Genomic DNA, 26,199 nt, shown 5'->3' on the forward strand with positions numbered 1-26,199 from the left:
GGCTCAGGCGCCGATGAGAACCGCGCGCTTGGCCAATTCCTTCAGCGTGCTCCCCGGTTCGCGGAGCATCGCCGGGGTAATTTCGGTGCGGGAGGCGAGCAGCTTGCGCGCGGCGATGTGGTCCGCCGGTGAATTAACCGACTCCACCGCGGTGAGCACTCCCTGGCGGAAGAGCGCGACCGAATACTTGCCGGCCCGCATTTCGCCGAGCACGAGCGGAGTGTCCTCCGGGTGCGCAAGCCCTGCGATCTGGAGCCGCAACGCTCCCTGCGTGCTCCAGAACCAGGGCAGCGCGGCGTACTCGCCGGATCCGGTCGCGATCACTTCGGCCAGTGCTTTGGCCTGGTCGGTGGCGTTCTGCACCGATTCCAGGCGCGTCCGCGATCCGCTGAAGGCGTTGGGGAACCAGGCGCAGTCGCCGATGGCGTAGACCCCGGCGGTGCTGGTGCGCAGCGCGGCGTCCACGGTGATTCCGTTTTCAGTGTGAATCCCGGAGGCTTGGGCCAGCTCGATATTGGGCAGCACCCCGATGCCATAGACCACCAGATCAGCATCGTATTCGTCGCCGGTGCTCGATCCGACCACCAGGGAATTGCCCGTGGCACGGATTTCGCGCACACCCTCGCCGAGCCGCAGATCGATGCCGTTGTCCCGGTGGGCCTGGGCAAACCAGTCCGACAGGCAGGTGGACACCGCGCGGCCCATCGGCCGCTGCGCGAATTCGAGCACCGTGACGGCGAGCCCGCGGGCTCGCGCCGCCGCAGCGAATTCGAGGCCGATGAATCCGGCGCCGATCACCACCACCTGCCGGGCGCGGCCCAACGCCTGTTGCAGCTGTTGCGCGTCAGCCAAGGTCCGCAGCCCCAGCACGCCGGGAAGTTCCGCCCCCGGGCAGGCCAGCTGCCGGTTGCGTGCCCCGGTGGCGAACACCAGATGCGCATAGCCCAGCGTGCTTCCGTCACTGAGCGCCACGCTGCGTCGTACGGTGTCCACGCTAAGCACGGTGAGACCGCTGCGCAGCTCGATGTTCTGCTCCGCGAAGAAGCTGGCCGCGCGCAGCGGCAGCGGCTCGGGGGCCGGGCCTTGGGCGAGGAAGTCCTTGGACAGCGGCGGACGCTGGTAGGGCAGTGCCCGGTCATCGTCCACGATGCTGATCTTGCCCTGGTACCCCTGCGCGCGCAGCGAGTCGGCGAGCTGGATTCCCGCTTGCCCGCCGCCGATGATCACGACGCGTTCGTTGATTGCACCCACGGGCCCTAGACCTGCTCGTTCGGTACGCTTACGCGAATCCGCGCGAGCTTGGCGGACATCTTCACCTGGCAGCCCAGCCGGCTGTATTCGGTGCGGGCTGCGGTGGTGCAGTCGAGCATTTCCTCTTCGTCCTCGCCGATCTCATCGAGTTCGGCAGAGAATTCCGGGTCGACGTAGATGTGGCAGGTCGCGCACATGGCTTGACCGCCGCATTCACCGACGATTCCGGCCACACCATTGCTGACCGCGGCGCGCATCAAGCTGGTGCCTTCGGAGACCTCGATCTCGGTAGCTGACTGGTCCGATTGTGAAAAAATGATGGTAGGCACGGGGGCTCGCTTTCGTACTGGAATAGTTGGTGGAAATTCGGGAGATGCGGCGCGGACTAGCTGTCCCAGAGCACCGGCATCTTGGTCATGCCGCGGAAGACCCATCCGGCGTCGACGCTCGCATTGGCCGGATCCAATCGCAGGTTCGGCAGGCGTCTGAAGACAGTTGGCAGGGCGCTCTGGGCGACCTGTGCGCGGGCGATCCAAGTGCCGGCGCAGAAGTGCACGCCACCGCCGAAGGCCAAGTGGGCTTTTTTCGGACGGAAGATGTTGAAGGACTCCGGATCATCGAACACCTGCGGGTCGCGGTTCGCGGCACCAAGCACGACCCCCAGTCGGGCCCCCTGGGGTAGAGCAATGCCCTCGAGCACCAGATCACGTGTGGTTTCCCGGGGGTACATGCCGATCGGTGCCACCCAGCGCACGGATTCCTCGAAAGCCTTGGAATAAAGCGCATCGTCATTCTGCACCGCGTGTCGCTGGTCCGGGTGATTCAGCAGGGCCCAGACGGTAGTTGCCAGCACGTCGCGTGGCTCGTTCAGCCCGCCGCCGATGGTCATTTTCAGGTTTGCGCGGATCGCTTCCAACGGAATCGGCATCGAAGCGAGCCCGGAGAGCAGCGAATGATCCGGATTTTTCGCCAGGTAGGGAAGCATTTCCGCGATGGCGGCGTCGACCTCGGCGGAGGACTCGGCGGATTTAGCCCAGATCGCCGGGTCGTCCGCGTAATTTCCGGTGCCGTCGATCATGCTCTGGCTCCAGCGCTGCATGTCTTGCTGGCTGGCGTTGTGGAATCCGCAGATCAGACGCAAGTTTTCCGCGGTGTACGGGGCCGCATAGTCCCAGACGAAGTCGGCGCCGGGCCCCTTGGCCTGCAGCTCGTTCAGATACTTGTCGTTGTTGGCGGCAAAGATCTCATTCCAGTGGTTCTTGATGGTTGCCGGACGCAGGGTCTTGCCATAGGAGTCACGGTCGATCTGGTGTTCTGGATTGTCCTTGCGCAGCATCGAATGCCCCATGGAGCGCTTCATCAGGGATTCGCGTTCATTGGCGGTGAAATCTGCCTCGTTCTGTTCGATTTCATGTGCGGCCGCGTAAGAGGTGACCATATACCTGTTGACGGCGGGCACCCAGTGGATCGGAGCCTGCGCCCGCAGCTTCTGGTAGATGGGGAACGGATCGTCGTGCAAGTCGGCGATGGTGACCCAGTCCGCGCTAGGCGCTTCCGCTCCGGTCTCGCTGGACGGCCGGGCCTTCGCAGGTGAAATGCTGGAAGCCTCGGCGGCTGCCCCACTGAATGGGCAGCTGGCAGGTGCGTCGGTGGAAGTGCTCATGGCTGGGCTCCTGTACGTGTTATGTTCCTGGCTTCCTCCAGTGTGCGACAAGCCACAATCGTCGGTAAACTGGTTTTATGTGAGCTGTATCCACGGTTTAGGCGAGGTTTTGAAATGCGTTTTACCCTGCGGCAGCTCGAATGCCTGGTAGCGATCGGCGCGGCCGGATCGATAGCCGGCGCGGCGAAAAATTTATCGCTATCGGCTTCGGCGGTGACCGGGTCACTGAACGAGTTGGAGAAGATCTTCAATACCCAGCTGACGATCCGGCGCAAAGCCCATGGGGTGCAGCTCACTCCTGCCGGCAGCTACGTGCTGTCACAGGCGCGCAATCTCATCGAAGGCGCCGAAGATCTGGAGCTAATGGCCAGCGGCGTGGGAGAGGTGCTGCGTGGGCGGGTAAAGATCGGCTGCTACTCGTCCTTGGCCCCCACCGTGCTCACCGAGCTCTTGGACGTGTATGGCCAGCTGCACCCTCAGGTGCAGCTGGACTTCTATGCGGGAACGCAGCAACGCATCAACGAGATGTTGTTGGCCGGCGAACTGGATTTGGCCTTGGTCTACGATTTTTCGCTCGATGCCGGGCTGGAGCGGACCAAGCTCTTTTCCACCGAGCCCTCGCTGGTGCTGCCGGCAGGCCACGCTTTGGCCGGTGAACAGAAGGTCGCCTTGGCGGAGCTCGTCGCAGAGCCGATGATCCTGCTGGACGTGCCGCCTAGCCGAGAGCATACAGAAATGGTGTTCAAAGCCGCGGGGCTGACTCCCTGGATCAGGTATCGCACCACCGACTTCGAAGTCACCCGCTCGATGGTGGGGCGGGGGATGGGCTACGCGATTTTGGTGCAGAGACCCGCTTCTGATCTGACCTACGAAGGGCGGAGGTTGGTGACCAAGCGAATTCACCCGGCGGTTCGAAGGGTCGGGGTCTCGATGGTGTACGGAGCCGGGGTCAGGCTCTCCCTCGCGGCCGTTGCCATGCGGGATCTTGCCGTGCAGATCCATGCACTTTAAGCGCCACGGGCACGGCAATGCCCCGGCAGGAAACCCATTTGGTTTCTTGCCGGGGCATTGCTGTATGCCAGGTGCCGTTTAGCGGTTGCTCAGATCCTTGGCAGGTTCTGCCACGCGCTTGTCGAAGACCAGCGCGCCGACTTCCTGTTCGGCCTGATTGCGGAAGGACAGGTCGATGCCTTTCCGATCGCGGATCATCGAGACTGCGATCAGCGAGATCGCCACCACGATCAGCAGGTAGGTGGCCACCGCGTTCGTCCCGCCGGTCGCTTGCACCAGCGCCTGGGCGATGGTCGGGGCGAAAGCGCCGCCGACGATCGCGCCGATCGCGTAGGAGATCGACACACCGGAGAAGCGCACCGAGGCGGGGAACATTTCGGAGTACAGCGCCGACTGGGCGCCGTAGGTCAGCCCCAGCCCGATGCCGAAGATGCCGAAGGCCAGGTAGAGCAGGCCCAGCGACCCGGTGTTGACCAGCGCGAAGACCGGGAACATCGACAGTCCCAGAATCACGAAGCCTACCTGGTAGGTGCGCACGCGGCCCAGCACGTCGGCCAGCAGTCCGGCGATCATCGTGAAGATCAGCCAGATTGCGGCCCCGAAGACCACCGCGATGAGCACGTCGGTGCGTTCCAGACCGATTGGCCCATCCGGGTCGGTGGTGTAGGACTGGAAAAAGCCGCCGGTGGTCATGTAGCCGGCCGCGTTGTTGCCCGCGAATACCAATGCCGCGACGACAACCAGACGCCAGTGCTTGCGGAACAGCTCGAGGATCGGCACCTTGGTCTGCGCCTTCTGCTCGGCGATCTCTTCGAAGACCGGGGACTCGTCGACCGCGCGGCGCACGAAGTAGCCCACGGCGATCAGCACGATGGAGGCCAGGAACGGCACGCGCCAACCCCACTGCACGAATTCTTCGCCCGGGGAGATGACGCCGGTCATCAGCGCCATGGTGCCCGAGGCGAGCAGCATGCCCAGCGGCACGCCGATCTGCGGGTAGGAACCGGCACGTCCGCGATGGGTATCGGGTGCGTGCTCGACGGCCATCAGGACCGCGCCGCCCCATTCGCCGCCGGCGGAGATGCCCTGCAGGATGCGCAGCGACAGCAGCAGGATCGGCGCCAGGATGCCTGCGGTCTCGTAGGTTGGCAGCACGCCGATGAGCATCGTCGCGGCGCCCATGAGGCTCAGCGTAAGCACCAGCATCGCCCGGCGGCCGATCTTGTCGCCGTAGTGCCCGGCGAGGAACGCACCCAGCGGGCGGAAGAGGAAGGACAGGCCCACCGAGGCGAAGGAGATCAGCAGGCCAATTTCCTTGCCGGCCGGTTCGAAGAACAGCTGGCTGAAGACCAGGCCGGCTGCGGTGGCGTAGATGAAGAAGTCGTACCATTCAACGGTGGTGCCGATGATGGTGGCAAAAGCGACGCGCCGTTGATTGGACTTGGCGCTCCGTCCTGCGATGTTTGCGGTGTTACCCATGGTGCTCCTCGCTGAGCTGCGCTGGCCCCAAAAAACCAGTACTGCGTGAGTTGTAAGTCACTACAGTGTCGCACCACACAAACCTTAGGTAAACTTCAAAGATCTGCAGAACTATTGAAGGTAGACTTAACTGTATGCCGAAATTCACCCTGCGCCATCTGGAAATCATTGCCGAATTGCCCGAACATGCCACCCTAGGCTCGGCCGCCAGCGAGCTGAAGATTTCCGAATCGGCCTTGTCCCAATCGATTACCGCAATCGAAAAAATCGCCGGCGAACCGTTGTGCCTGCGCCGCAAGGCCCATGGCGTTTCGATGACCGCCTCGGGGGAGTACTTCGCATCGATGGCGCGAAAAATCATTGCCCAGGTCGATGAGCTGCAGGCGACCTTTCCGCACCAAGAGGGAAAGCTGCGCGGTCCGGTGCGTTTTGGCTGCTTCGCCTCGCTCTCACCCCATGTGGTCCCCGCGCTGCTCGAGGGATTTCCCCGGGTGCACCCGGAGCTGGACGTCAGCGTGCGCGTGGGCACCCATGAGGAACTGATCCCGGCGCTGAACTCCGGGGACCTCGACGTTGCCTTCGTCTACGACCTGTTGCTGCCGCAAGAGATGAATAAGCAGGTCATCTACGAGACCGAGATGCAGGTGGTGCTGCACCCCGAGCATCCGCTGGCGCGCCTTGAGCGGCCACTGGAATTAAGCGATCTCGTGACGGAACCGTTGATCATGTACCAATCGGTGCCGAGCACCGAATACACCATGCAGCTTTTTGCGGCGCGCGGGCTGGTGCCGAAGATCACCGCCTCGGTGCCGCAGATGATTCTGGTCAACGCGATGGTTGGCCGCGGGTTGGGCTACGGGCTGCTGATGTCACGGCCGAACAATGCCGAGCTATCGCTCGAGGGGCGCAAACTGGCAATTCGCCGGCTCAACCCGCCGAATTATCCCAGCGCCGTCGTGGCGATCTGGCCGCGCAAGGCGCAGCTCTCGGCGCGGGTGCTCGCCCTGATCGACTTTGCCATTACCGCGATGAACGAGTCCTGGCAGCGTGCGCAACCGGAGAACCAGAGCTCTGCCGGCAGTTAGCCCAAATCGGCAAAAACCCATCGCACCAAGCCAACGGCCGAACCGCCGCAGAGCGTGGATTCTTGCCCCGACGGGCACTATCGCCAGGCCGTGCGGCTGGGCATAATGGGAAGCATCCGAAGCACACACGACTTTTCAAGGCGAAGGGCTAAGGAAATGATTGGCACATGGCAGGCCATGGTCATCGACTGCGAGGATCCCAGCGCGTTGGCCACATTCTATGAGCAGCTGCTGGGCATGATCCGGCTCGACGATGAGCCGGACTGGGTGAGCATCGGCGACGCACCGGACCGTCCCGGACTGGCTTTCCAGGCGGTCAGCCCCTATGTGGCCCCCGAATGGCCGGGGCATCTGCACCCGCAGCAGGCGCATCTCGATGTCAAGGTCAAGGATCTGGATCTCGCCGAGCAGCAGGTACTCGCCCTCGGTGCCGCGCTCACCGGTGAAGGCTCGAAGACCTTCCGCGTGTATTTGGACCCGCAGCAGCATCCGTTCTGCCTGGTGAGCTGGTAAGCCGCGCGGGTTTTGCCTAGCCCCAGTGCGCAAAGGCGATCTTTGCCGCCTGCAATCTGGAGCTGACCGACAACTTGCCCATCACCCGGGATACGTGGGTTTTCACCGTCGTTTCCCCGATGCCCAAGCGCGCGGCGATCTGCGGGTTGCTCAATCCCGCACCGAGGCCGGCCAGCACCTCCAATTCCCGGTCGGTGAGGGTCTCGGGTAGCGGGGGCGGCACCGGGTGCGGGTCCAGTGCCGCCATCGCCTGCGCCACGACGCGGGAAGTCACCTCGGGGTCCAGCACCGAACAGCCGCGCGCGGTCGTTTTCACCCCGTCGAGGATTTGCGTCGGCGTGGAACTTTTCAACAGGAACCCGTGCGCGCCGGCCTGCAGCGCACCGAAGAGGTAGGCGTCATCGTCGAAGGTGGTCAGCACGAGCACGCGGGCCAATCCGGCGGAGCTGATTTCGGCTGTCGCCGCGACCCCATCGAGGATCGGCATGCGCAGATCCATGAGCACCACGTCGGGGCGCAGCGCCCGCGCCATGCTCACCGCCTGCCGGCCGTCGGCCGCCTCGCCGAGGACTTCGATGGCCGAGTCGGCCTCGAGAACCAGCCGGATCCCCATGCGCACCGTGGAATGATCGTCGACGATCAAGATTTTGACGCTCATCTCATGCGGCTCCCCTGCTGGATTTCCGGGACGGTGGGGAATTCGCACCGCGTCCAGAATGTGCTGCCGCTGCCAAATTCGCAGTGCCCGCCCAGGGCCTGCACGCGGGCACGGATATTATTCAGCCCGCTGCCTGCTCCGCCAGCGCTAGGGGCGCCGGCCGAATCGGGCGCGTCGCGCAGCGGATTGCTGGACTGCACCACCAGGGCCGCCGGCGCCTGGAGCAGCTCCAGGTGCAGCGCGCTGCCCGGCGCATGCTTTGCGTGATTGACCAGCAGCTCGCGCACCGTCCGGTAGATCGCCGTCTGGGTCTGCTCGGCTACCAGGGCCAGATCCGAATCCACGCCGGTGTCATAGCGGATTCGCTGCCCGGCCTGTTGGAAGGACTGCACCAGTTCGGGCAGCCCGCTAAGGTCCGCGCGCAGGGCCGAGCTGCTGCCCGCGTGCAGCATCCGCACCATCGAGGTCATCTCCTGCAGCCCGGCTACCGATTCGGCACGGATGCTTTCCAGCGGGGCGTGCAGATCAGGCCGGCTGGTCACCGGCTCGCGTTCGAGCAGTGCGCCGCTGAGCAGCGCGATGGAGGACAGCCGTGCGGAAAGCACGTCGTGCATCTCCCGGGCCAGCGCGGTGCGTTCCTCGATATTCGACGCCCGATGCTCGGCCACCAACAGTTCCTCGCGATCCGCCGCGGCGGCGCCTACCGCGGCGGCCCGCGCCGATTCGCTGTGCGCCAGTTCCTTGGCGGTACGCACGTTCTCGGCCCAGAGCATCGGGGTGAAGAAGACAAACCCGGCGATGAAGATCGCCAGCACCGCATCGGAGGTGGATCCGGTCTTCGCCCAGATGTACCCGGCCACGGTGAGCGTGACCAGGCTCAACACGATCAGCGTCCAGCGCCGCACCGGTGCGCCGGCCAGCAGGTAGATGGTGAATACGGATTCGAAGAGCAGGAAATACCCGCCGATGCTGCCCATCGCCAGCAGCAATGCCGCGAACAGCAGCAGCCATAAGGCGCAGAGCGTGGGCATCCGGCGGCGCAGAAACAGCGGAGCCGTGCCAAGGGCCAGCACCGGGAACCACCATCCGGCCAGCGCAGCAAAACCCGCCAGCGGCGGATTGACCAGATTTGCCAAGTGCAGCACGGAGGTGAGCAGCAAGTACATGCCTACGGTTTCGGGTTCCTGATCCCCGCTGCCCAGGCGGCGCAGCAGCTGCGCTAGTTTTCTTCTCACCCATTAAGCATGCCCGTTATTCCGGCCGCCTCGCGTCCTCCTAAAGTAGGAGGCCAGGTGGCCCGTTGCCCGATTTTCAAGCACGCCGCGAAGCCGCACAGTGAGAAGCATGAACTTCTTGATGCAGTCCCCGGGCCTGATGCTGCTAATCCTCGCGCTCATCGATGCGACAAGCATCGGCACCCTGGTCATCCCGATCTGGTTGCTGCTGCGGCGCGACTACCGGCGAGCCATCCCGCGCGTGATTGTGTATCTGGGGCTGCTCGCGGCGTTCTACTGGGTGATTGGCGTGCTGATCGGCTCGGGCTGGAACCTTGGTGCGGGACTGGTTCCGGCCGGCTTCTTCCAACACCCGACGATCAGGCTGCTCAGCCTGTTGCTCGGGGCGGGCATGATCATCTGGGCGTTGACCTACAAAACCGATGCGCAAAAGGCCGCTGCGCTGCGCAAATCGGCCGTCGGTGGCGCGTCCCGAGAGCGCGCGGAGCCAACGGACCCAGCTGCGCCGGGGGCTGCCGGGCCGCAAGTACCGAAGAACCTGCGCGGGTTCCTGGCCCGGGCACTGGATAGCAAGTCCGGGATCGCGGTGCTGGCGCTGGTCGCGGGGTTGCTGGAACTGCCCACGATGCTTCCCTACCTCGGCGCCATGGCGATACTCAAGCAGAGTGGTTGGTCCGAACCGATGCAGCTCTCCTTGCTGGCGATCTACTGCGTGGTGATGATCGTCCCGGGCCTCATTTTCGTGGCCATCCGCGCGGCGGCCGGAGACCGCTTGGATAACTGGCTGCAACGGGTGGGCAGAAAACTGGGCGGCTACGCGCAGGAAACCCTCGGTTGGGTGGTGGGCATCGCCGGCTTTCTGATCATCCGGGCGGCGCTGGACGGGATGTCTCTGGGGGACTTCATGAGTCGCGTATTCAATTCCTAGCGCCACGGGGGCACGCTGTGGGCGAACCGGTGGCCTGAAAATTGGTCAGCGCGGAGCCAAAATGAGATAATTTCAGCTATGGAACCTCTAGGCAGCACCGCGAAGCAGGGCAAGAAAGTCACCCTGAACGCATCGACTCTGGCCATGGCAGTGATGGTCGTCGTCCTCCTGGTGGCGGTCGTGTTCGCCGCCAACTCGAACGAGGTCGTCGGCTGGTTCATCGTCGCGATCTCCGCCGGCTGGCTGCTGCTTGCGGCGTTCATGATGTTCGGCCTGAAGCGCGGGGCGGATAAGATCAACAGCTCGCTTCGCGAAGCCACCGCGGCAGCCACCGGCCGCGCGCAAGGTGGCTCCACCGTCGTCGTCGACGAAGGCACGAGCCAGCGCGATATGAAGCTGGACCATTCCTTCAAGATCATCCAGGTGCAGGCCCGGGTGATCGCCGAGCAGCGCGAGCAGAACGCGGAGAACTCCGCGGAAATGATCGACCGTGCCCTGGAAACCATCCAAATGACCGCGACCAACGCGCGCGACATGATGAAGCCCTCCGGCGAGGCCATCGACGGCGAGATCGTCAACTAAATTATTTTGTTACCGCGCAGCGCAACGTTCACGCCGAACGTTGCGCTGTCTGTTTGTAAGGTGGAACTGTGATACCTACCAGCGTGGAAATTTTGAGCAAGCTTCAGGGCGCCGTGCGCGTCGCCTCGGTCAACGTCAACGGCATTCGCGCGGCCTACAAGCGCAATATGGCCGACTGGATCGCCGCCCGCGACGCGGACATCCTGTGCCTGCAGGAGGTGCGCGCGCCGGATGCGATCGTGCGCGAGCTGATCGGCGAGGGCTGGCACATTCTGCACGCCGAAGCCAAGGACAAGGGCCGCGCCGGGGTGGCGGTGCTTTCGCGCGCCGAGCCGACCGCGGTGCGCGGGGATATCGGCGAGGAGTACTTCGCCGAATCCGGGCGCTGGGTGGAAGCGGACTTCAGCATGGAAGACGGCAGCACGCTGTGCGTGGTCTCCGCCTATGTGCACTCCGGGGAGCTGAACACCCAGAAGCAGGTGGACAAGTACCGTTTCCTTCAACGCATGAACGTGCGCCTGCTCGAGCTGAAGAACGAGAAGGACCACGTGCTGGTGGTGGGCGATTTGAACGTCGTGCACACCGAGAAGGACATCAAGAACTGGAAGCCGAACCACAATAAGCGCGCCGGCGTGATGGACGAGGAGATCGCCTACTTCGACGGGTTCTTCGGCGCGGAGATCGGGTACAAGGACGTGGCCCGCGAACTGGCCGGCCCCGAAGCCCAGGGTCCCTACACCTGGTGGTCTTTCCGCGGGCAGGCCTTCGACAATAATGCCGGTTGGCGCATCGATTACCAGATGGCCACGCCGCAGCTCGCGGCGAAGGCCATCAAATCCCACGTAGACCGTGCCTCGGCCTACGATCTGCGCTTCTCCGACCATGCACCGCTGGTCGTCGACTACCAGTTCTAAAGGACCACTTCATCCCATGAGCGAAACATTCGCCACCACCACCCGTCCCCGCGTCCTGTCGGGCATGCAGCCCTCGGCCGACTCGCTGCACCTGGGCAACTACCTCGGCGCGCTGGTCAACTGGGTCAAGGCCCAGGACGACTACGAGGCGTTCTTCTTCATCCCCGATATGCACGCGATCACCGTGCCGCAGGACCCGGCCGAGCTGCGCAAGCGCACCCGGGTGACCGCGGCCCAGTACATCGCCGGCGGCATCGATCTGGAGAAATCCACGCTGTTCGTCCAGTCCCAGGTCCCCGAGCACGCGCAGCTGGCCTGGGTGCTGAACTGCCTCACCGGTTTCGGCGAGGCGAGCCGGATGACCCAGTTCAAGGACAAGAGCTCCAAGGGCGGGTCCGACCAGTCCAGCGTCGGGCTGTTCACCTACCCGATGCTGATGGCCGCGGACATCCTGCTCTACCAGCCCCAAGGCGTGCCGGTGGGCGATGACCAGCGCCAGCATGTGGAGCTGGCCCGCGACCTGGCCAAGCGCTTCAACCACCGCTTCGGCGAGACCTTTGTGGTGCCCGAGGCCTTCATCCCGAAGGAAGGGGCGCGCATCTACGACCTGGCGAACCCGACCTCCAAGATGTCCAAGTCCGCAGAGTCCCCGGCCGGGCTGATCAACGTGCTCGACGAGCCGAAGCTGATCGCCAAGCGGATCAAGTCCGCGGTCACCGATGCGGGCAGCGTCGTCGCCTACGACCGACAGGAGCAGCCCGGGGTCTCGAACCTGCTGGACATCCTGGCGGCGATGACCGGGCGCCAGGTGACCGAGCTGGTCGCCGAATTCGAGGGCAAGATGTACGGGCACCTGAAGGTGGCCGTGGCCGAGGCCGTGGTGGAACGGCTCACCCCGATCCGCGAGCGCACCCTGGCGCTGCTCGATGACCCGGCGGAACTGGACCGGCTGCTGCTGGCCGGGGCCGCCAAGGCGCGCACGGTGGCCTCGGCGACGATAACCGACGTCTACGAGAAGGTCGGCTTCCTGCCGCCGCTGGGAAGCCACAGCTAACCGTGATCGAGCCGCAGGCCGGAATGCTCGAGCCCCGCTTCACGCTGGGGGTTGTCATTCCCGTGCCCGAACCACAGCGCAGCGTGCTGCGCGAATGGCGGCGGGTTTATGGGGGAGCGGCGACCGAGCCGATCGCCCCGCATATCACCTTGATCTCCGGGTCCTACGGCGAGTCCTGGGAGCAGGCGGCCAGGCAGGTGCGCCGAGTTGCCCAGGGCAGTGCGTGCTTTGAGGTGCGGCTCGCCTCGGTCGGCTCCTTCCGCCCGGCCAGCGAGGTGGTCTACCTGCCGCTGGCGGCGGGGGCCGAGCGGTGCTGGGAGCTGCATCGGCAGCTGCTGGCCGACCAGTTGCGCCACGAATCGCAATTCGAGTACCACCCGCACCTGACGATCGCGCAGAACGTGCCCAGTGCGGACCTGGATGCCGCGCAGGAACAGCTGCGCGAGGTGGAGCTGAGCTTCGAGGTGCGGACTTTGCAGCTGTTCGACACCCGCGGCGGGGCGTGGAATCTCAGCGAGGAACTCGCGCTGCGATGCTAGCGTTAACCGAACGGAAAGCAAAAACCCCGTGGAACAAAAATGTTCCACGGGGTTTTTCTCTGTCCGGCCAGCTGCACGGAACCCCAACAGCGCTACACATACTGACTCACGATGTGACGCGACCCGTGGGGTGCATCACATAATAGTCAGTGGGCCACGGTGATGGCCAGGGCAACGCGGCGGAGGAGAGACATGGATGTTCGGCAGCTGAGATATTTTCTAGCGGTGGTCGACCATGAGGGGTTCAATCGGGCGGCCGAGCATTTGCTGATCGCACAACCATCGCTGTCGCAAACTATCAAAAGCCTTGAACGGGAAATCGGGCTGCCGCTATTCCACAGGGTCGGGCGCAGGGCCGTGCTCAGCGAGGCCGGCAAGGAGCTTGTGGGACCCGCGCGACTGGTGGTCCGGGACCTGGATGCCGCGCATTCGGCCATGTCAGCGTTGAAGGGGGTGCGCCGCGGGCGCCTGGAGCTGATCGCCATGCCCTCGCCCGCAATCGAACCGCTGACCACGCTGATAGCCGGCTACACCGAACGCTATCCGCAGATCTCCGTGAGCACCGCCGCGGCGTTTACCGTCGACGATGTGGTTTCCTCGGTGCGTAACGGCAGCAATGAAATAGGACTGCTTGGCGCGGATCGGCCCATCACCGCCCCCGGGGTCGACGTGGTGCAACTCGAACGCCAGCCGCTGATGCTGATCATCAATCCGACGGCCGATAATTTTGGGGCACGCGAGGTGCTCAGTGGCCAGGATCTCGGTGGGGAACGCGTCATCATCTCGCAGCGGGGCTCACTGATGCGCGCCCTGGTTGACGACCTTCTCGCCGGTGGCGTCAACATTGAGATCGTGGCGGAGGTTGCACATCGCACCTCGATACTTCCGCTGGTGTTGGCCGGCGTGGGGCACGCGATCCTCCCCGTCTCGTGGGCGCCGCTGGCGCGCCGTTCGGGACTTCGCGTGACGCGGCTGGAGCCTGTGGCCGAATTGCATGTGGCGATTATCAGCAGGCAGTCGAACCTGACGCCGGCAGCCCGGGCGTTTCTGAGCGTCGCCGAAGCGTATGCCGCGTCGAGTCTTGGCCACCACTCATAGGTTTTTCCTATTCGGAATATGCAATTTCAGTCTTGGACGCAATTCAGCGGAGCCGGTCTAATTGAAACTAAGTTCGCATGTGACGCGGAACACTTTCACTCCAGAGGAGAACGCTATGAGCCAGACCAAGGTATTCAAGATCGCTTCAATCCCGGCCGACGGCGTCGGCAAGGAAGTTGTTGCGGCGGGGCGCCGCGTGCTTGACACCATCGCCGAGCAATCCTCGGGCAAATTCGCCTTCGACTGGACCGAATTTCCTTGGGGCTGTGAATACTACGCCCAGCACGGGGTCATGATGGATCCGAACGGACTGGAAACGTTGAAGGACTTCGACTCGATCTATTTCGGTGCCGTCGGTTGGGAAAACGTCCCCGACCATGTCAGCCTGTGGGGTCTGCGCCTGAACATCACGCAGAACTTCGACCAGTGGGCCAACATCCGACCAGTGAAGTTCCTGCCCGGTGTCACCTCGCCGCTGCGCAAGGCCGACGACACCGAACTTGATTGGATCGTCGTGCGCGAGAATAGCGAGGGCGAGTACGCGGGACTGGGCGGGCGCAACCTATCGGGCCGTGGACCGGGCAACGAAATCGCGTTGCAGACCGCGTTGTTCAGCGAGAAGGGCTGCGAACGCATCATCCGCTTCGCCTTCGATCTGGCTCGCACTCGCACGGTGAAGAAGGTCTCCTCAGTCACCAAATCGAATGCCCAGCAGTACGGCATGGTGCTCTGGGACGAGGTCTTCAACCGGGTGGCCCTGGATTACCCGGAGGTGCGCACTGAAAGCGTGCTCGTCGACGCGATGAGCGCGAAGTTCATCCTGAATCCGGAAGAACTCTCGGTGGTCGTGGCCTCAAATCTCAATGCGGACATCCTTTCGGATCTCGGATCGGCTCTCGCCGGCAGCCTGGGCCTGGCGGCCAGCGCGAACCTGAATCCGGAACGCCGTTTCCCCTCGATGTTCGAACCGGTCCACGGCACCGCTCCGGATATCGCTGGCCAGGGGATCTGCAATCCGATTGGTGCGATCGCCAGCGCCGCGCTGATGCTCGAGCACTTTGGCCTTGAGCAGGAGGCGCGCCGAGTGGAGGCGGCCATCGAGGTCGCCACCGGCTCCGGAAACCTGACCCGGGACATCGGCGGCAACGCCGACACGGAAGCAGTCACCGAAGCCATCGTCCACGCGCTGAGCAGCACCCTGGCAGCCGTCTAAGCTGCGCCACGGCGCTCTCGGGTCGGGTGCTCGACCCGACCCGAGAGTCCGCACTCCGCCCACGGAGCGACTTAGTCTTCGACCCCCCCCACATATTTTCTAGTCTCGCTCCTAAGCACGCCTGAGATCCACGGAGTAAGACTTATTCCAACACTGAGGTAGGAATCATGGGCAATACCATGCACAGCGAAAGCAACCCTCCCGTACGCAAGCGCTGGTACCGGCAATTGTACTTCTGGGTGCTGATCGCCATCGTCGCCGGCATCATTCTGGGCTGGCTCGCGCCGAAGACCGGTCAAGCCATGCAACCGATCGGTACGACATTTGTCGAAGCGATGAAAATGCTCATCGGTCCCATCGTCTTTTTGACCATTGTTGGCGGCATCGCCAGCGTTGCCGACCTGAAGAAGGTCGGAGCCACGGGGCTCAAGGCATTAGGCTACTTCCAGATCGGCACCATCTGCGCAATGCTCCTGGGACTAGTAGCGATCAACATCTTCCGCTTGGGTGACGGTGTGAACGCCGATGCGAGCAAGATCGAAACCACCGGCCAGGCGGCCGAACTCATAGACAAGGGCGAGAACCAGCAGTGGTGGGAATTCCTCACCCATATCATCCCGGGATCCGTCGCTTCGCCATTCGTCGAGGGCGACATCCTGCAGATCATTTTCATGGCTGTGGTGTTCGGTATCGCGATCAACGCGGTCGGTAAAATAGGTGCCCCGGTGCTGGAGATGGTTCAGCGTCTGACAACGGTCATCTTCAAGGTGTTGAACTTCATCATGAAAGCAGCCCCGCTGGGCGCCTTTGGCGCCATGGCCTTCGCCGTGGGCAAATACGGGGTGGAAACGCTCTCAAGCTTGGGCTGGCTGATCCTGCTCTTCTATGGCACTTCTATCGTCTTCGTCGTCTTCTTCCTTGGCGGAATCATGGCCTTCTTGGGACTGAACATTTTCAAGATGTTTAAGCACTTCCGCGAAGAACTGCTGCTGATCCTGGGTACCTCAACGGCCGAACCGGCTCTTCCGGGGCTGATGAAGAAGCTGGAACATGCAGGAGTGAAGAAGGAAACCGTGGGCCTGGTGGTCCCTACCGGCTACAGCTTCAACCTCGATGGGGCGGCGATCTACCTGTCGCTGGCTGCCGTGTATATAGCCCAGGCCACCAACACGGACCTTACCGTCGGTCAGCAGATTGGAATGCTTGCGGTGATGCTGCTGACCTCGAAGGGCGCGGCAGGCGTGGCCGGCGGTGGATTCATCGCACTGACGGCAACGCTGAGCACATTGGGCACCATTCCGGCAGCGGGCATTATGCTGATCTTCGGCATCGACAAATTCATGTCCGAGTGCCGTGCTCTGGTGAACTTCTGCGGCAATGCGGTGGCTACGTTGTTCATCGCCTGGTGGGACAAATCCCTGGATATCGACCGGGTCCGCCGGGTTTTCAACGGGGAAGACGTTCCCGCCCTTGGAGCAACGGGCACAAACCGGGAGCAAGTCTCCCCGGAGCATGAAACGGAAGCAGTCCTGGAATCGGAACCCGATCCGCATAAGTGCGATGAACCCGAAAATCAGTCAGAATCGCTAACGGGAGCTACAGCACGCTAACGGTTAAGCAAAAAAACAGGTTGGTCCCCGCGAATGTTCGCGGGGACCAACCTGTTTCAGCTCACTCTCCTGCACCCGGAAGAGCGCCGCGCAATGCCTACTGGGCGCGCACGTTGGCTTCGATCTTGGCTCCGACGTCCGGGTCGATATTCTTCCAGTATTCGATGGCGTTGGTGAGCACCGGTTCGATCACTCCGCCCAGCGCGCCGGTGACGGTTTCCACGAGTTCGGCGCGCTGGGCGTCGTCCATCACCTCGCGCACCAGGATGCCTGGCTGGACGAAGTCGCCATCGTCCTCACGCAGGGTGTAGGCCGAGCGGACCAGCTCGCCATCGGACTCGAAGGAGTTCTCCGCCGGACCGGTCTGGTCGCTGTAGCTGTCGCCGAAGGAGTTCGGGGCGTAGACGCTGCGATCCGAGGTGTGCTCGTAGGTCATGCTTCCCTCGAAGTTGTACGAGGTGACCGGGCATTTCGGCTTGTTCACCGGCAGCTGCTGGAAGTTGGTGCCGATGCGGTAGCGCTGGGCATCCGCGTAGGCGAAGTTGCGGCCCAGCAGCATCTTGTCCGGGCTCATGCCCATGCCGGGAACCATATTGCCCGGGGAGAAGGCCGCCTGTTCGATCTGCGCGAAGAAGTTCTCCGGGTTGCGGTTCAACGTCATCGTGCCGACCTTGATGCGCGGGTAGTCCTTCTTCGACCAGACCTTGGTCAGATCGAATGGGTTGTAGCGGTAGGTCTTGGCCTCGTCGTACGGCATGACCTGGATGTACAGGTCCCACTTCGGGAAGTTGCCGGCCTTGATGTTCTCGAACAGGTCGCGGCGGTGGAATTCGGCATCGGAGCCGGCCAGCGATTCGGCCCTCTCCCCGCCCATGGTTTCGAACTTCTCGGACTGCTGGTTCAGGAAGTGGTACTTCACCCAGAACTTCTCGCCATTGGCGTTGACCCACATGTAGGTGTGCGATCCGTAGCCGTTCATTTCGCGCCAGGTCTTCGGCAGGCCGCGCTGGCCCATGATGTAGGTGACCTGGTGGGCTGATTCGGGGTTCTGCGTCCAGAAGTCCCACTGCATGGTGCCGTCGCGCAGCCCAGAGTCGGGCAGGCGCTTCTGCGAGCGGATGAAGTGCGGGAACTTCATCGGGTCGCGCACGAAGAATACCGGGGTGTTGTTGCCGACCAGATCGAAGTTGCCTTCGGTGGTGTAGAACTTCATCGAGAAGCCGCGCACATCGCGCCAGGTGTCCGGGGAGCCGAGCTCGCCGGCGACGGTGGAGAAGCGCATCAGGGTTTCGGTTTTGACGCCGGGCTGGAACAGGGCCGCCTTGGTGTACTGCGAAACGTCTTCGGTGGTTTCGAATTCGCCGAAAGCGCCGGAGCCCTTGGCGTGCGGGCGGCGTTCCGGAACGTTCATCCGGTTGAAATGCTGCAGGGTTTCGACCAGGTGGTGGTCGTGCAGGACGATCGGCCCGTCGGCGCCTACGGTGAGCGAGTTGCGATCGCTGACCGTCGGAATGCCAGCCTGGGTGGTCGAACCAGAGGGGTTCACGTTCTTGTTCTCAGCCATTGTTTCTCCTTTGCGTGGAAATTACATATTTGCCAGGAACGGGTTTACCCCGTGCGCTCCGCGGGCAGCTGCGACGCGGACGCCCTGTGCATGGGCCTCAACCACGGACGGGTGGCGTGCGTGGAAGTCTGTGAAATTTTTAGGGCTGCTGGCGTCGCCGCCAGCTCCCTTGTTGCTCATCATGCCACAAATCAGAATCGGTCAAAATACGCTGGCGGGAATTCCTCTGCTGGTTGCCAGCAGTTAACGCGAAGGGGCCCGAACCGGATGGTTCGAGCCCCTTGGCGGGTTAAGGAAGAATCCTTAGATGGTGCGCGACAGGATCGCCTGCTTGACCTCGGCGATAGCCTTGGTCACCTGGATGCCACGTGGGCAAGCTTCGGAGCAGTTGAAGGTGGTGCGGCAACGCCACACGCCTTCCTTGTCGTTCAGGATCTCCAGACGCATGTCGCCTGCATCATCGCGCGAGTCGAAGATGAAGCGGTGCGCGTTGACGATGGCTGCCGGGCCGAAGTACTGGCCGTCGGTCCAGAAGACCGGGCAAGACGAGGTGCACGCGGCGCAAAGAATGCACTTGGTAGTGTCCTCGAACTTGGCGTGGTCTTCTGCCGACTGGTAACGCTCGCCGGAAGGCTCATGGCCTTCGTTGATCAGGAACGGCATGACCTCGCGGTAGGACTGGAAGAACGGTTCCATGTCAACGATGAGATCCTTTTCAAGGGGCAGGCCCTTGATGGCTTCAACGGTGATCGGCTTGGAGGTGTCCAGATCCTTGAGCAGGGACTTGCAGGCCAGGCGGTTGCGGCCGTTGATGCGCATCGCATCGGAACCGCAGACGCCGTGGGCGCAAGAGCGGCGGAAGGACAGCGAACCGTCGTGCTCCCACTTGATCTTGTGCAGGGCGTCCAGCACGCGGTCCGTGCCGTACATGGTCAGCTTGAAGTCTTCCCAGTAAGCGTCAGCGGTGCTCTCCGGGGTGTACCGGCGAACACGCAAGGTGATGTCGAAGGTAGGGATCTCTCCGCCGCCGCCGACACCTGGCTTGAGTTCAATCTTTGATGCTGGTTCCGGAAGTTCCGTGCTCATTAGTACTTACGCTCCATCGGCTGGTAACGGGTGAAGATTACGGGCTTGGTTTCCATGCGAATGCCGGAAATGCCCTCGGTGGTAGCCGTTGCGTCGCGGTACGACATCGAGTGCTTCATGAAGTTCTCGTCGTCGCGGTTCGGGTAATCTTCGCGGTAGTGTCCGCCGCGTGATTCCTTGCGGTGCATGGCTGCAGCGGTCATGACCTCTGCCATGTCCAGCAGGAAGCCGAGCTCGATGGCCTCAAGCAGGTCAAGGTTGAAACGCTTGCCCTTGTCTTGGACCGAAACGTTCTTGTAGCGCTCGCGCAGTTCTTCGATGACTACCAGTGCACGATCCAGCGAATCCTTGTCACGGAACACCTGGACGTTCGCATCCATGATGTCCTGAAGTTCCTTGCGCAGTACCGAAACGCGCTCGGTGCCGGTGGAGTTCAGCATGGAGTCGATCTGGGAGCTGGTGAACTTCTCTGGATCTTCCGGAAGTTCCACGAAGTCCGCGGTGGCCGCGTACTTGGCCGCGGAGAGGCCAGCGCGCTTGCCGAACACGTTGATGTCCAGCAGCGAGTTGGTGCCCAGACGGTTCGAGCCGTGGACCGAAACGCAAGCAACTTCGCCGGCGGCGAAGAGGCCCGGGATCACGGTGTCGTTGTCCTGCAGGACCTCGGCCTCGATGTTGGTTGGCACGCCGCCCATCACGTAGTGCGCGGTCGGGAAGACCGGAACTGGCTCGGTGTACGGCTCAACGCCCAGGTAGGTGCGGGCGAACTCGGTGATGTCTGGAAGCTTCGCATCGATATGCGCCGGTTCCAGGTGGGTCAGGTCGAGCAGCACGTAGTCCTTGTTCGGGCCGCAGCCGCGGCCTTCACGCACCTCATTGGCCATCGAACGTGCGACGATGTCACGCGGAGCGAGGTCCTTAATGGTCGGAGCATAACGCTCCATGAAGCGCTCGCCCTCGGAGTTGCGCAGGATCGCGCCTTCGCCACGGGCCGCTTCGGAAAGCAGGATGCCCAAGCCGGCCAGGCCGGTCGGGTGGAACTGCACGAATTCCATATCTTCCAGCGGGATGCCCTTGCGGAAGGCGATGCCCATGCCGTCGCCGGTCAGGGTGTGTGCGTTCGAGGTGGTCTTGAAGACCTTGCCCGCGCCGCCGGTTGCGAAGACAACCGACTTGGCCTGGAAGATGTGCAGCTCGCCGGTAGCCAGATCGTAGGAAACGACGCCGGCAACGCGCTTCTGCTTGTAGGCGGTGCCGTCCTCGCGGTAGGCATCCTCCTCAACCATGAGCATATCCAGCACGTAGTACTCGTTGTAGAACTCAACGTTGTGCTTGACGCAGTTTTGGTACAGGGTCTGCAGAATCATGTGACCGGTGCGGTCAGCTGCGTAGCAGGCGCGACGCACGGCGGCCTTGCCGTGGTCACGAGTGTGGCCGCCGAAGCGGCGCTGATCGATCTTGCCATCCGGGGTGCGGTTGAACGGAAGACCCATTTTTTCCAGGTCGAGCACGGCGTCGATGGCTTCCTTCGCCATGACCTCCGCTGCGTCCTGGTCCACCAGGTAGTCGCCACCCTTGACGGTGTCGAAGGTGTGCCACTCCCAGTTGTCTTCCTCGACGTTGGCAAGTGCTGCGCACATGCCGCCCTGGGCCGCACCTGTGTGCGAACGGGTTGGGTAAAGCTTGGTAAGCACTGCGGTGTGCGCGCGCTGACCGGACTCGATCGCGGCACGCATACCTGCACCACCGGCACCGACGATGACTACGTCGTACTTGTGTACCTGCATTCTTGATGCTCTCTTTTCTGAAAAATCTGTGTGGCTAAAAAAGGGGTTTTAGCACTGTGGCAACGGGCTGTTCACAACGCAAGGATCGAAGGTGAAGATCACCAGGGAGCCAAGCACGATGATGAAGATCGTCGACACATAGAGGACGCCCTTGAGCCAGGCACGGGTTGCGTGCTTCTCGGCGTAGTCGTTGATGATGGTACGCACACCGTTGGTGCCGTGCAGCATCGCCAACCAAAGCAGCGCCAAATCCCAGAACTGCCAGATTGGTGAGGCCCACTTGCCGGCAACGAAGCCGAAGGACAGGGCGTTGATGCCCGTGCCGGTCAGCAGGTTGGCGATCAGGTGACCGAAGATCAGAACGACCAGTACTACGCCGGATAGGCGCATGAACAGCCATGCGAGCATCTCGAAGCTGCTGCGGGACTTTGGTCCGCGAACATACTTCGGGTCTATACGCTGGCTACGGGGGGCAGCAATTTCTGCGCTCATGGTTTAGTGTCCTCCGAATGCAAGCGAGAGGTGGCGGATTGCGAAGCCGGCGAATACAACGACCCAAACGCCGATGACGCCCCACAACAGCTGGCGCTGGTACTTGGTGCCCTGCTTCCAGAAGTCAACCAAGATCAGACGCAGTCCATTGAATGCGTGGAAGAGGATGGCGGCGACCAAAGCGGTTTCACCGAGTGCCATCAGGGGGTTTTTGTACGTGGCAATCACTGCGTCGTATGCACTGGCATCGACGCGTACAAGTGCTGTATCAAGCACGTGCACTAAAAGAAAAAGGAAAATAACGACACCGGTGACCCGGTGTCCCACCCAGGACCACATGCCTTCACGGCCGCGGTATAGGGTGCCTGACGAAGTCTTCGACACTGAACTAAACCTCCAAGGCTCGCAACGGCGCATGTGTATATTGCACACAATGAGATTTGACGCACTTGTGCGAGCGTTCCTTGTGCGAGTCTAAACCACATATGAGCCTCGGTTCTATCTTGAGTCTCGCGCTTGTGAGTATGTTCACCGAATAGTGGCAAATATGCGCCAGAAGGCCGGAAATACGCGCGTAATAACGCATAGACACGTTTCGTATTTATTGATCGCCCGAGAGCTTCAATGACCGGGTTTGCCCACCGAATGAATTAGTGTTGTGCTCGTGAATGCAGACCTTTTAGCGCGATTCCATGGCGTGATTCCGGCCGGTGGCGTCGGAACCCGACTGTGGCCCCTCTCCCGAGCCTCGGCTCCCAAATTCCTGCACGATCTCACCGGCTCGGGTTCTACCCTGATCCGTGCGACGTACGACAGGTTGGTGCCATTGGCCGGTGAGCGGATTATGGTCGTCACCGGTCGTGCCCACCGCGGCGCGGTCATGGACCAGCTCCCCGAACTGTGTGACGAGAACCTGGTGCTCGAACCCGAGCCACGTGATTCGGCGGCCGCGATCGGACTCGCCGCAGCCATCCTGTATCGCCGTGACCCGAATATCATCATGGGTTCTTTCGCCGCCGACCAGGTCATTGGCCCGGTGGACATCTTCCAGAAGGCGCTGAGCGAAGCGATCCATACCGCGGCCACGGGCAAGATCGTGACGATCGGCATCCATCCGACTCATGCCTCGACGGCCTTTGGCTACATCAAGGCCGGCGATTTGCTGAATGTTGCCAACGCGCCCACCGCCCGCGCCGTCGTGGAATTCGTGGAGAAGCCGGATGAGGATACGGCCCGCGGCTACCTGGCCGGCGGCGGATTCCTCTGGAATGCCGGAATGTTCGTCGCCCCCGTGGGGCTGATGCTCGAGCACCTCAAGTCGAACGAGCCAGATCTGCATGCCGGCCTGATGCGCATCGCCGAGGCGTGGGATACCGACGAGCGCGAAGCCGTCATGAACGAGGTCTGGACCGACCTGCCCAAGATCGCGATCGACTACGCGGTGGCCGAGCCCGCCGCGGCCGCCGGCGACGTCGCGGTGATTCCCGGCGTTTTCAACTGGGATGACGTCGGGGACTTCGCCGCCATCGGTCGGCTGAACAAGGCCAGCGAGGACACCGGGGTGATCTCCCTGGGGGAGAACGTTCGGGTGTATTCGGATAATGCCACCGGCGTGGTCTATGGGGATCGCCCCCGGGTGGTTGCGCTGATCGGAATCGACGATGTGATCGTCGTGGATACGGCCGACGCCTTGCTCGTCACGACCAAGGAGCACGCGCAGAAGGTCAAGCAGACGGTGGAGAAGCTCAAGGCCTCCGGAGCTACCGACGTGCTCTAGCGCACGCAGTTTCCGACGCCCGCGGCCGACTCGAAAGGATAGGTCACGGGCGTTTTTGTTGGTTGTGAGGACTATCTCGAAGCAGCGGATGGCGAAGGCGGCCAGGCGCGCCAGCAAGCCGGTATAACTAGACCCGGCGGCACAAATTCGGATGCTCGCGGTGCCTCGGATTCACGGTTTCGGGTGCTTTTCGACACGAATTTGAGTAGGTTTGAACGCATGTCAACGGCTAAGAATGATTCCGAACCGCCAAGCAAACCCAACGACCAAGCCAAGGTGCCCGAACCGGTCCAGAAAGAAACTCGAATCAATCGAGTTGTCTTTTTCGGTTCGGCCTCGCTGGTGCTCGGCATCGCCCTGTGGGCCATTCTCGACAGGGAGTCTGCCGACGCGGTGATCGGAGCCACGGTCGCCTGGATCGGCAAGAACTTCGGCTGGTACTACACGCTCATCGTCGTCTCGGTGCTCGTCTTCGTCATCAGCATCGCCATTTCGAAGGTCGGCAAGACCCGGCTGGGGCCGGATCATTCACGGCCGACCTTCAACGTTTTCACCTGGGCTTCGATGCTTTTCGCGGCCGGCATCGGCATCGACCTGATGTTCTTCTCGGTGGCCGAACCGATCACGCAGTACCTGGCGCCACCTACCGGAGAGGGCTCAACCGTTGAGGCGGCCCGCCAAGCGGTGGTCTGGACGCTCTTCCACTACGGACTGCTGGGATGGGGGCTCTACGCGCTGATCGGACTGGCGCTGGGCTATTTTGCCTACCGGCACAATCTTCCGCTGTCGATCCGCTCCGCCCTCTACCCGCTGCTGGGCCGCCGGATCAATGGCTGGATCGGCCACTCCGTGGATATCGCGGCCATGCTGGGTACGATTTTCGGCATCGCGACCTCGCTGGGCATCGGCGTGGCCCAGCTGAACTATGGGTTGAATTTCATGTTCGGAATTCCCGAGAACATGAGCTGGCAGATCGTGCTGATCGTCTCGGCCGTCTTCATGGCCACGATCTCGGTACTGACCGGTGTGGAAAAAGGCATTCGCCGGCTATCCGAACTCAACGTGTTGCTGTGCATTGCGCTGATGCTCTTTGTGCTGATCGTCGGCGGTACCGCCTACCTCTTCGACGGCATCATCATCAACATCGGCGACAGCCTCGCGAACTTCCCGGGCATGGCGCTGGATACCTTCGCCTATGACCGGCCCGATGAGTGGCTCAATGGCTGGACGCTCTTCTTCTGGGCGTGGTGGATTGCCTGGGCGCCCTTCGTCGGACTGTTCCTCGCCCGCATTTCTCGTGGGCGAACCATTCGCCAGTTTGTCACCGGCGTTCTGGTAGTTCCTTTCGCCTTCATCCTGTTGTGGATCTCGATCTTCGGCAACAGCGCGCTGGCGCTGGTGCGCGGCGGAAATGAGGCCTTCGGCGAGGTCGCCATGAACACCCCCGAGCGGGCCTTCTATTCGCTGCTCGAGCAGTACCCGGGTACCCCCATCACCGCGGCGATCGCCACCTTCACCGGCCTGCTGTTCTACGTCACCAGCGCCGACTCCGGTGCCCTGGTGATGGCGAACTTCACCTCGCATCTGAAGGATGCGCAATCGGACGGTTCGAAGCCGGTGCGGCTGTTCTGGTCGCTGGCCACGGGCCTGCTGACCTTGGGCATGCTCTTCGTCGATGGCGTGCCCACCCTTCAAGGCGCGACCGTCATCATGGGTCTCCCCTTCTCCTTCGTGCTGTTCTTCATCATGCTGGGACTGTTTAAATCGCTGCGGGTTGAATCTGCGCTGGCCGATAGCTATCAAGGGGCCATGCACAAGGTGCTGAGCAGCCGGATGGGTCCCAGCTCCGAACGGCGCAGCTGGAAGCAGCGTCTGTCCCGGGCGATGAATTATCCCGGGCACCGGGCGGTGCAGCGTTACCTCGCTGAGGTGGCCGAGCCTGCACTGCGCGAGGTGAGCGAGGAGTTCACCGCCCGCGGCGCAGCTGTTCAGCTGGAGACCGAAGCGGTGCATAACCTGAACCTCGACTCCCTGGACCTGGTGGTCGGCAACGGGCAGGAACGTCCCTTCAAATACCAGGTGTACCCGGTCCAGCTTCCGGTACCGAGCTACGCGAGAGTCTCCGCGGGCGACGACATCTATTACCGCATCGAGGTCTTCTCCCAAGAAGGCAGCCACGGATACGACCTGATGGGGCTGAGCAAAGAGCAGCTCATCTGCGATGTGCTGGACCAGTACGAAGCGCACCTCACCTTCCTGAACGCACAGATCGAATCCGATGGACCCAGCCAGATCAACGCGGCGGGAGCCGGAAAGTCTGACTGGGAGTCGGACTTTGAAACTTCCTCTATTCCCCTGATTACTAAGACGAAGGACGAGTCATGAGTTTTCCGCAGAACCAAAACGAGCTACTGCTCAATGCAGCGACGATTTATATTGACGGCAGCTTTGGTCCGGCCAGCTCGGCCGCGACCAGGCAGATTTTCTGCCCGGCCAATGGTCAGCCGGTAGCCCTCGTCTCCGAGGCCGGGCCCGCGGACGCCGAGGCCGCGATCGCCGCGGCCCGCCGCGCCTTCGACACCGGGACCTGGTCCCAGCTCCCGGCCCCGGAACGCGGTGACTTCCTGCTGCGCGTCGCGGACCGGCTGGCCGAACGCAAG

At 62.6% G+C, this 26,199-nt stretch carries 26 protein-coding genes; 14 read left to right on the top strand and 12 right to left on the bottom strand.

Annotated elements, in window-relative coordinates; all coding sequences use genetic code 11:
• Window positions 1–3 precede the first annotated feature (3 nt).
• From ACT3UQ_RS15645 to ACT3UQ_RS15655, 3 genes are read right to left on the bottom strand one after another with little or no spacing between them, the layout of a single operon-like run.
• On the bottom strand, window positions 4–1,251 hold the full coding sequence (locus tag ACT3UQ_RS15645; RefSeq protein ID WP_105554148.1) for an NAD(P)/FAD-dependent oxidoreductase: 1,248 nt from the start codon (window positions 1,249–1,251) through the stop codon (window positions 4–6).
• A 5-nt stretch (window positions 1,252–1,256) separates the two neighbouring features.
• The gene (locus ACT3UQ_RS15650) at window positions 1,257–1,580 is read right to left on the bottom strand and encodes a 2Fe-2S iron-sulfur cluster-binding protein (protein WP_105554147.1); all 324 of its coding nucleotides are present in this window, start codon (window positions 1,578–1,580) and stop codon (window positions 1,257–1,259) included.
• A 56-nt stretch (window positions 1,581–1,636) separates the two neighbouring features.
• Window positions 1,637–2,914, bottom strand: coding sequence for a cytochrome P450 (locus ACT3UQ_RS15655; RefSeq protein ID WP_444637493.1), 1,278 nt, complete (start codon window positions 2,912–2,914; stop codon window positions 1,637–1,639).
• A 114-nt stretch (window positions 2,915–3,028) separates the two neighbouring features.
• Between ACT3UQ_RS15655 and ACT3UQ_RS15660 the strand changes: the two genes are divergently transcribed.
• Window positions 3,029–3,925: a LysR substrate-binding domain-containing protein gene (locus tag ACT3UQ_RS15660; protein ID WP_181148543.1), complete on the top strand. Its 897-nt coding sequence runs from the start codon at window positions 3,029–3,031 to the stop codon at window positions 3,923–3,925.
• Window positions 3,926–4,003: 78 nt separating this feature from the next.
• On the opposite strand, the gene ACT3UQ_RS15665 is transcribed toward ACT3UQ_RS15660, so the two are convergent.
• The gene (locus ACT3UQ_RS15665; RefSeq protein WP_105554144.1) at window positions 4,004–5,404 is read right to left on the bottom strand and encodes an MFS transporter; all 1,401 of its coding nucleotides are present in this window, start codon (window positions 5,402–5,404) and stop codon (window positions 4,004–4,006) included.
• 134 nt (window positions 5,405–5,538) lie between these two features.
• On the opposite strand from ACT3UQ_RS15665, the gene ACT3UQ_RS15670 reads away from it, so the two are divergent.
• Window positions 5,539–6,489: a LysR substrate-binding domain-containing protein gene (locus tag ACT3UQ_RS15670; RefSeq protein ID WP_105554143.1), complete on the top strand. Its 951-nt coding sequence runs from the start codon at window positions 5,539–5,541 to the stop codon at window positions 6,487–6,489.
• A gap of 156 nt (window positions 6,490–6,645) precedes the next feature.
• The gene (locus tag ACT3UQ_RS15675) at window positions 6,646–7,002 is read left to right on the top strand and encodes a VOC family protein (protein WP_096289022.1); all 357 of its coding nucleotides are present in this window, start codon (window positions 6,646–6,648) and stop codon (window positions 7,000–7,002) included.
• A 16-nt stretch (window positions 7,003–7,018) separates the two neighbouring features.
• Here ACT3UQ_RS15675 and ACT3UQ_RS15680 read toward each other — a convergent pair whose 3' ends face one another.
• Together ACT3UQ_RS15680 and ACT3UQ_RS15685 are read right to left on the bottom strand one after the other, a co-directional pair.
• Entirely contained in the window at window positions 7,019–7,660 is a 642-nt protein-coding gene (locus tag ACT3UQ_RS15680) for a response regulator (protein WP_444637494.1), read from the bottom strand.
• Window positions 7,657–8,895 carry a sensor histidine kinase gene (locus tag ACT3UQ_RS15685; protein WP_444619584.1) on the bottom strand — a complete coding sequence of 413 codons (1,239 nt, stop codon included), beginning with the start codon at window positions 8,893–8,895 and terminating at the stop codon, window positions 7,657–7,659. Before ACT3UQ_RS15685 ends, ACT3UQ_RS15680 begins: the two co-directional genes overlap by 4 nt.
• Window positions 8,896–9,004: 109 nt before the next feature.
• Here ACT3UQ_RS15685 and ACT3UQ_RS15690 point away from each other — a divergent pair, with 109 nt between their 5' ends.
• The 8 genes from ACT3UQ_RS15690 (at window position 9,005) to dctA (ending at window position 16,833) form a co-directional block, all read left to right on the top strand.
• The gene (locus ACT3UQ_RS15690) at window positions 9,005–9,823 is read left to right on the top strand and encodes a GAP family protein (protein WP_105650234.1); all 819 of its coding nucleotides are present in this window, start codon (window positions 9,005–9,007) and stop codon (window positions 9,821–9,823) included.
• A gap of 78 nt (window positions 9,824–9,901) precedes the next feature.
• Entirely contained in the window at window positions 9,902–10,405 is a 504-nt protein-coding gene (locus tag ACT3UQ_RS15695; RefSeq protein WP_105554139.1) for a hypothetical protein, read from the top strand.
• A 68-nt stretch (window positions 10,406–10,473) separates the two neighbouring features.
• The gene (locus tag ACT3UQ_RS15700; protein ID WP_181148545.1) at window positions 10,474–11,319 is read left to right on the top strand and encodes an exodeoxyribonuclease III; all 846 of its coding nucleotides are present in this window, start codon (window positions 10,474–10,476) and stop codon (window positions 11,317–11,319) included.
• A 16-nt stretch (window positions 11,320–11,335) separates the two neighbouring features.
• Window positions 11,336–12,373 carry a tryptophan--tRNA ligase gene (gene trpS, locus ACT3UQ_RS15705; protein WP_181150413.1) on the top strand — a complete coding sequence of 346 codons (1,038 nt, stop codon included), beginning with the start codon at window positions 11,336–11,338 and terminating at the stop codon, window positions 12,371–12,373.
• Between the two features lie 62 nt (window positions 12,374–12,435).
• A complete protein-coding gene (locus tag ACT3UQ_RS15710; RefSeq protein WP_176484303.1) occupies window positions 12,436–12,912 on the top strand; it encodes a 2'-5' RNA ligase family protein in 477 nt (158 codons plus the stop codon).
• Window positions 12,913–13,104: 192 nt separating this feature from the next.
• Window positions 13,105–14,010, top strand: coding sequence for a LysR family transcriptional regulator (locus tag ACT3UQ_RS15715; RefSeq protein ID WP_096289008.1), 906 nt, complete (start codon window positions 13,105–13,107; stop codon window positions 14,008–14,010).
• Window positions 14,011–14,125: 115 nt separating this feature from the next.
• Window positions 14,126–15,223, top strand: coding sequence for a tartrate dehydrogenase (locus ACT3UQ_RS15720; RefSeq protein ID WP_096289006.1), 1,098 nt, complete (start codon window positions 14,126–14,128; stop codon window positions 15,221–15,223).
• Window positions 15,224–15,390: 167 nt separating this feature from the next.
• Window positions 15,391–16,833 (top strand): C4-dicarboxylate transporter DctA, encoded by a 1,443-nt coding sequence (gene dctA, locus ACT3UQ_RS15725; RefSeq protein ID WP_096289004.1) that lies wholly within the window; start codon window positions 15,391–15,393, stop codon window positions 16,831–16,833.
• 97 nt (window positions 16,834–16,930) lie between these two features.
• Here the strand turns inward: dctA and ACT3UQ_RS15730 are convergent, their stop codons facing one another.
• From ACT3UQ_RS15730 to sdhC, 6 genes are all read right to left on the bottom strand, one after another.
• Window positions 16,931–18,397 (bottom strand): catalase, encoded by a 1,467-nt coding sequence (locus ACT3UQ_RS15730; RefSeq protein ID WP_096289002.1) that lies wholly within the window; start codon window positions 18,395–18,397, stop codon window positions 16,931–16,933.
• Between the two features lie 21 nt (window positions 18,398–18,418).
• Window positions 18,419–18,580 carry a hypothetical protein gene (locus tag ACT3UQ_RS15735; protein WP_176484302.1) on the bottom strand — a complete coding sequence of 54 codons (162 nt, stop codon included), beginning with the start codon at window positions 18,578–18,580 and terminating at the stop codon, window positions 18,419–18,421.
• A 120-nt stretch (window positions 18,581–18,700) separates the two neighbouring features.
• Window positions 18,701–19,483: a succinate dehydrogenase iron-sulfur subunit gene (locus ACT3UQ_RS15740; protein ID WP_096289000.1), complete on the bottom strand. Its 783-nt coding sequence runs from the start codon at window positions 19,481–19,483 to the stop codon at window positions 18,701–18,703.
• Window positions 19,483–21,270, bottom strand: a complete 1,788-nt coding sequence (sdhA, locus tag ACT3UQ_RS15745; RefSeq protein WP_105554137.1) for a succinate dehydrogenase flavoprotein subunit — start codon at window positions 21,268–21,270, stop codon at window positions 19,483–19,485. The genes ACT3UQ_RS15740 and sdhA overlap by 1 nt, the downstream gene beginning before the upstream one ends.
• 48 nt (window positions 21,271–21,318) lie before the next feature.
• Window positions 21,319–21,762 carry a succinate dehydrogenase hydrophobic membrane anchor subunit gene (locus tag ACT3UQ_RS15750; protein WP_096288996.1) on the bottom strand — a complete coding sequence of 148 codons (444 nt, stop codon included), beginning with the start codon at window positions 21,760–21,762 and terminating at the stop codon, window positions 21,319–21,321.
• 3 nt (window positions 21,763–21,765) lie between these two features.
• Window positions 21,766–22,179 (bottom strand): succinate dehydrogenase, cytochrome b556 subunit, encoded by a 414-nt coding sequence (gene sdhC, locus ACT3UQ_RS15755; protein ID WP_170947871.1) that lies wholly within the window; start codon window positions 22,177–22,179, stop codon window positions 21,766–21,768.
• 247 nt (window positions 22,180–22,426) lie between these two features.
• Here sdhC and ACT3UQ_RS15760 point away from each other — a divergent pair, with 247 nt between their 5' ends.
• From ACT3UQ_RS15760 to ACT3UQ_RS15770, 3 genes are all read left to right on the top strand, one after another.
• Window positions 22,427–23,539 (top strand): mannose-1-phosphate guanylyltransferase, encoded by a 1,113-nt coding sequence (locus tag ACT3UQ_RS15760; RefSeq protein ID WP_444637495.1) that lies wholly within the window; start codon window positions 22,427–22,429, stop codon window positions 23,537–23,539.
• 219 nt (window positions 23,540–23,758) lie between these two features.
• Entirely contained in the window at window positions 23,759–25,924 is a 2,166-nt protein-coding gene (gene betT, locus ACT3UQ_RS15765; RefSeq protein ID WP_444637496.1) for a choline BCCT transporter BetT, read from the top strand.
• Window positions 25,921–26,199: aldehyde dehydrogenase family protein (locus ACT3UQ_RS15770; protein WP_444637497.1), on the top strand; the 279-nt coding region annotated here is incomplete at its 3' end. The genes betT and ACT3UQ_RS15770, both read left to right, overlap by 4 nt.

Source organism: Glutamicibacter sp. AOP12-B1-11 (assembly GCF_052379245.1).
GTDB lineage: Bacteria > Actinomycetota > Actinomycetes > Actinomycetales > Micrococcaceae > Glutamicibacter.

Coding starts and splice junctions, on each gene's coding strand:
- ACT3UQ_RS15655 (WP_444637493.1), bottom strand. CDS start 2,914: ATGAGCACTTCCACCGACGCACCTGCCAGCTGCCCATTCAGTGGGGCA.
- ACT3UQ_RS15660 (WP_181148543.1), top strand. CDS start 3,029: ATGCGTTTTACCCTGCGGCAGCTCGAATGCCTGGTAGCGATCGGCGCG.
- ACT3UQ_RS15665 (WP_105554144.1), bottom strand. CDS start 5,404: ATGGGTAACACCGCAAACATCGCAGGACGGAGCGCCAAGTCCAATCAA.
- ACT3UQ_RS15670 (WP_105554143.1), top strand. CDS start 5,539: ATGCCGAAATTCACCCTGCGCCATCTGGAAATCATTGCCGAATTGCCC.
- ACT3UQ_RS15675 (WP_096289022.1), top strand. CDS start 6,646: ATGATTGGCACATGGCAGGCCATGGTCATCGACTGCGAGGATCCCAGC.
- ACT3UQ_RS15680 (WP_444637494.1), bottom strand. CDS start 7,660: ATGAGCGTCAAAATCTTGATCGTCGACGATCATTCCACGGTGCGCATG.
- ACT3UQ_RS15690 (WP_105650234.1), top strand. CDS start 9,005: ATGAACTTCTTGATGCAGTCCCCGGGCCTGATGCTGCTAATCCTCGCG.
- ACT3UQ_RS15695 (WP_105554139.1), top strand. CDS start 9,902: ATGGAACCTCTAGGCAGCACCGCGAAGCAGGGCAAGAAAGTCACCCTG.
- trpS (WP_181150413.1), top strand. CDS start 11,336: ATGAGCGAAACATTCGCCACCACCACCCGTCCCCGCGTCCTGTCGGGC.
- ACT3UQ_RS15715 (WP_096289008.1), top strand. CDS start 13,105: ATGGATGTTCGGCAGCTGAGATATTTTCTAGCGGTGGTCGACCATGAG.
- ACT3UQ_RS15720 (WP_096289006.1), top strand. CDS start 14,126: ATGAGCCAGACCAAGGTATTCAAGATCGCTTCAATCCCGGCCGACGGC.
- dctA (WP_096289004.1), top strand. CDS start 15,391: ATGGGCAATACCATGCACAGCGAAAGCAACCCTCCCGTACGCAAGCGC.
- ACT3UQ_RS15730 (WP_096289002.1), bottom strand. CDS start 18,397: ATGGCTGAGAACAAGAACGTGAACCCCTCTGGTTCGACCACCCAGGCT.
- ACT3UQ_RS15735 (WP_176484302.1), bottom strand. CDS start 18,580: ATGATGAGCAACAAGGGAGCTGGCGGCGACGCCAGCAGCCCTAAAAAT.
- ACT3UQ_RS15740 (WP_096289000.1), bottom strand. CDS start 19,483: ATGAGCACGGAACTTCCGGAACCAGCATCAAAGATTGAACTCAAGCCA.
- sdhA (WP_105554137.1), bottom strand. CDS start 21,270: ATGCAGGTACACAAGTACGACGTAGTCATCGTCGGTGCCGGTGGTGCA.
- ACT3UQ_RS15750 (WP_096288996.1), bottom strand. CDS start 21,762: ATGAGCGCAGAAATTGCTGCCCCCCGTAGCCAGCGTATAGACCCGAAG.
- sdhC (WP_170947871.1), bottom strand. CDS start 22,179: ATGCGCCGTTGCGAGCCTTGGAGGTTTAGTTCAGTGTCGAAGACTTCG.
- betT (WP_444637496.1), top strand. CDS start 23,759: ATGTCAACGGCTAAGAATGATTCCGAACCGCCAAGCAAACCCAACGAC.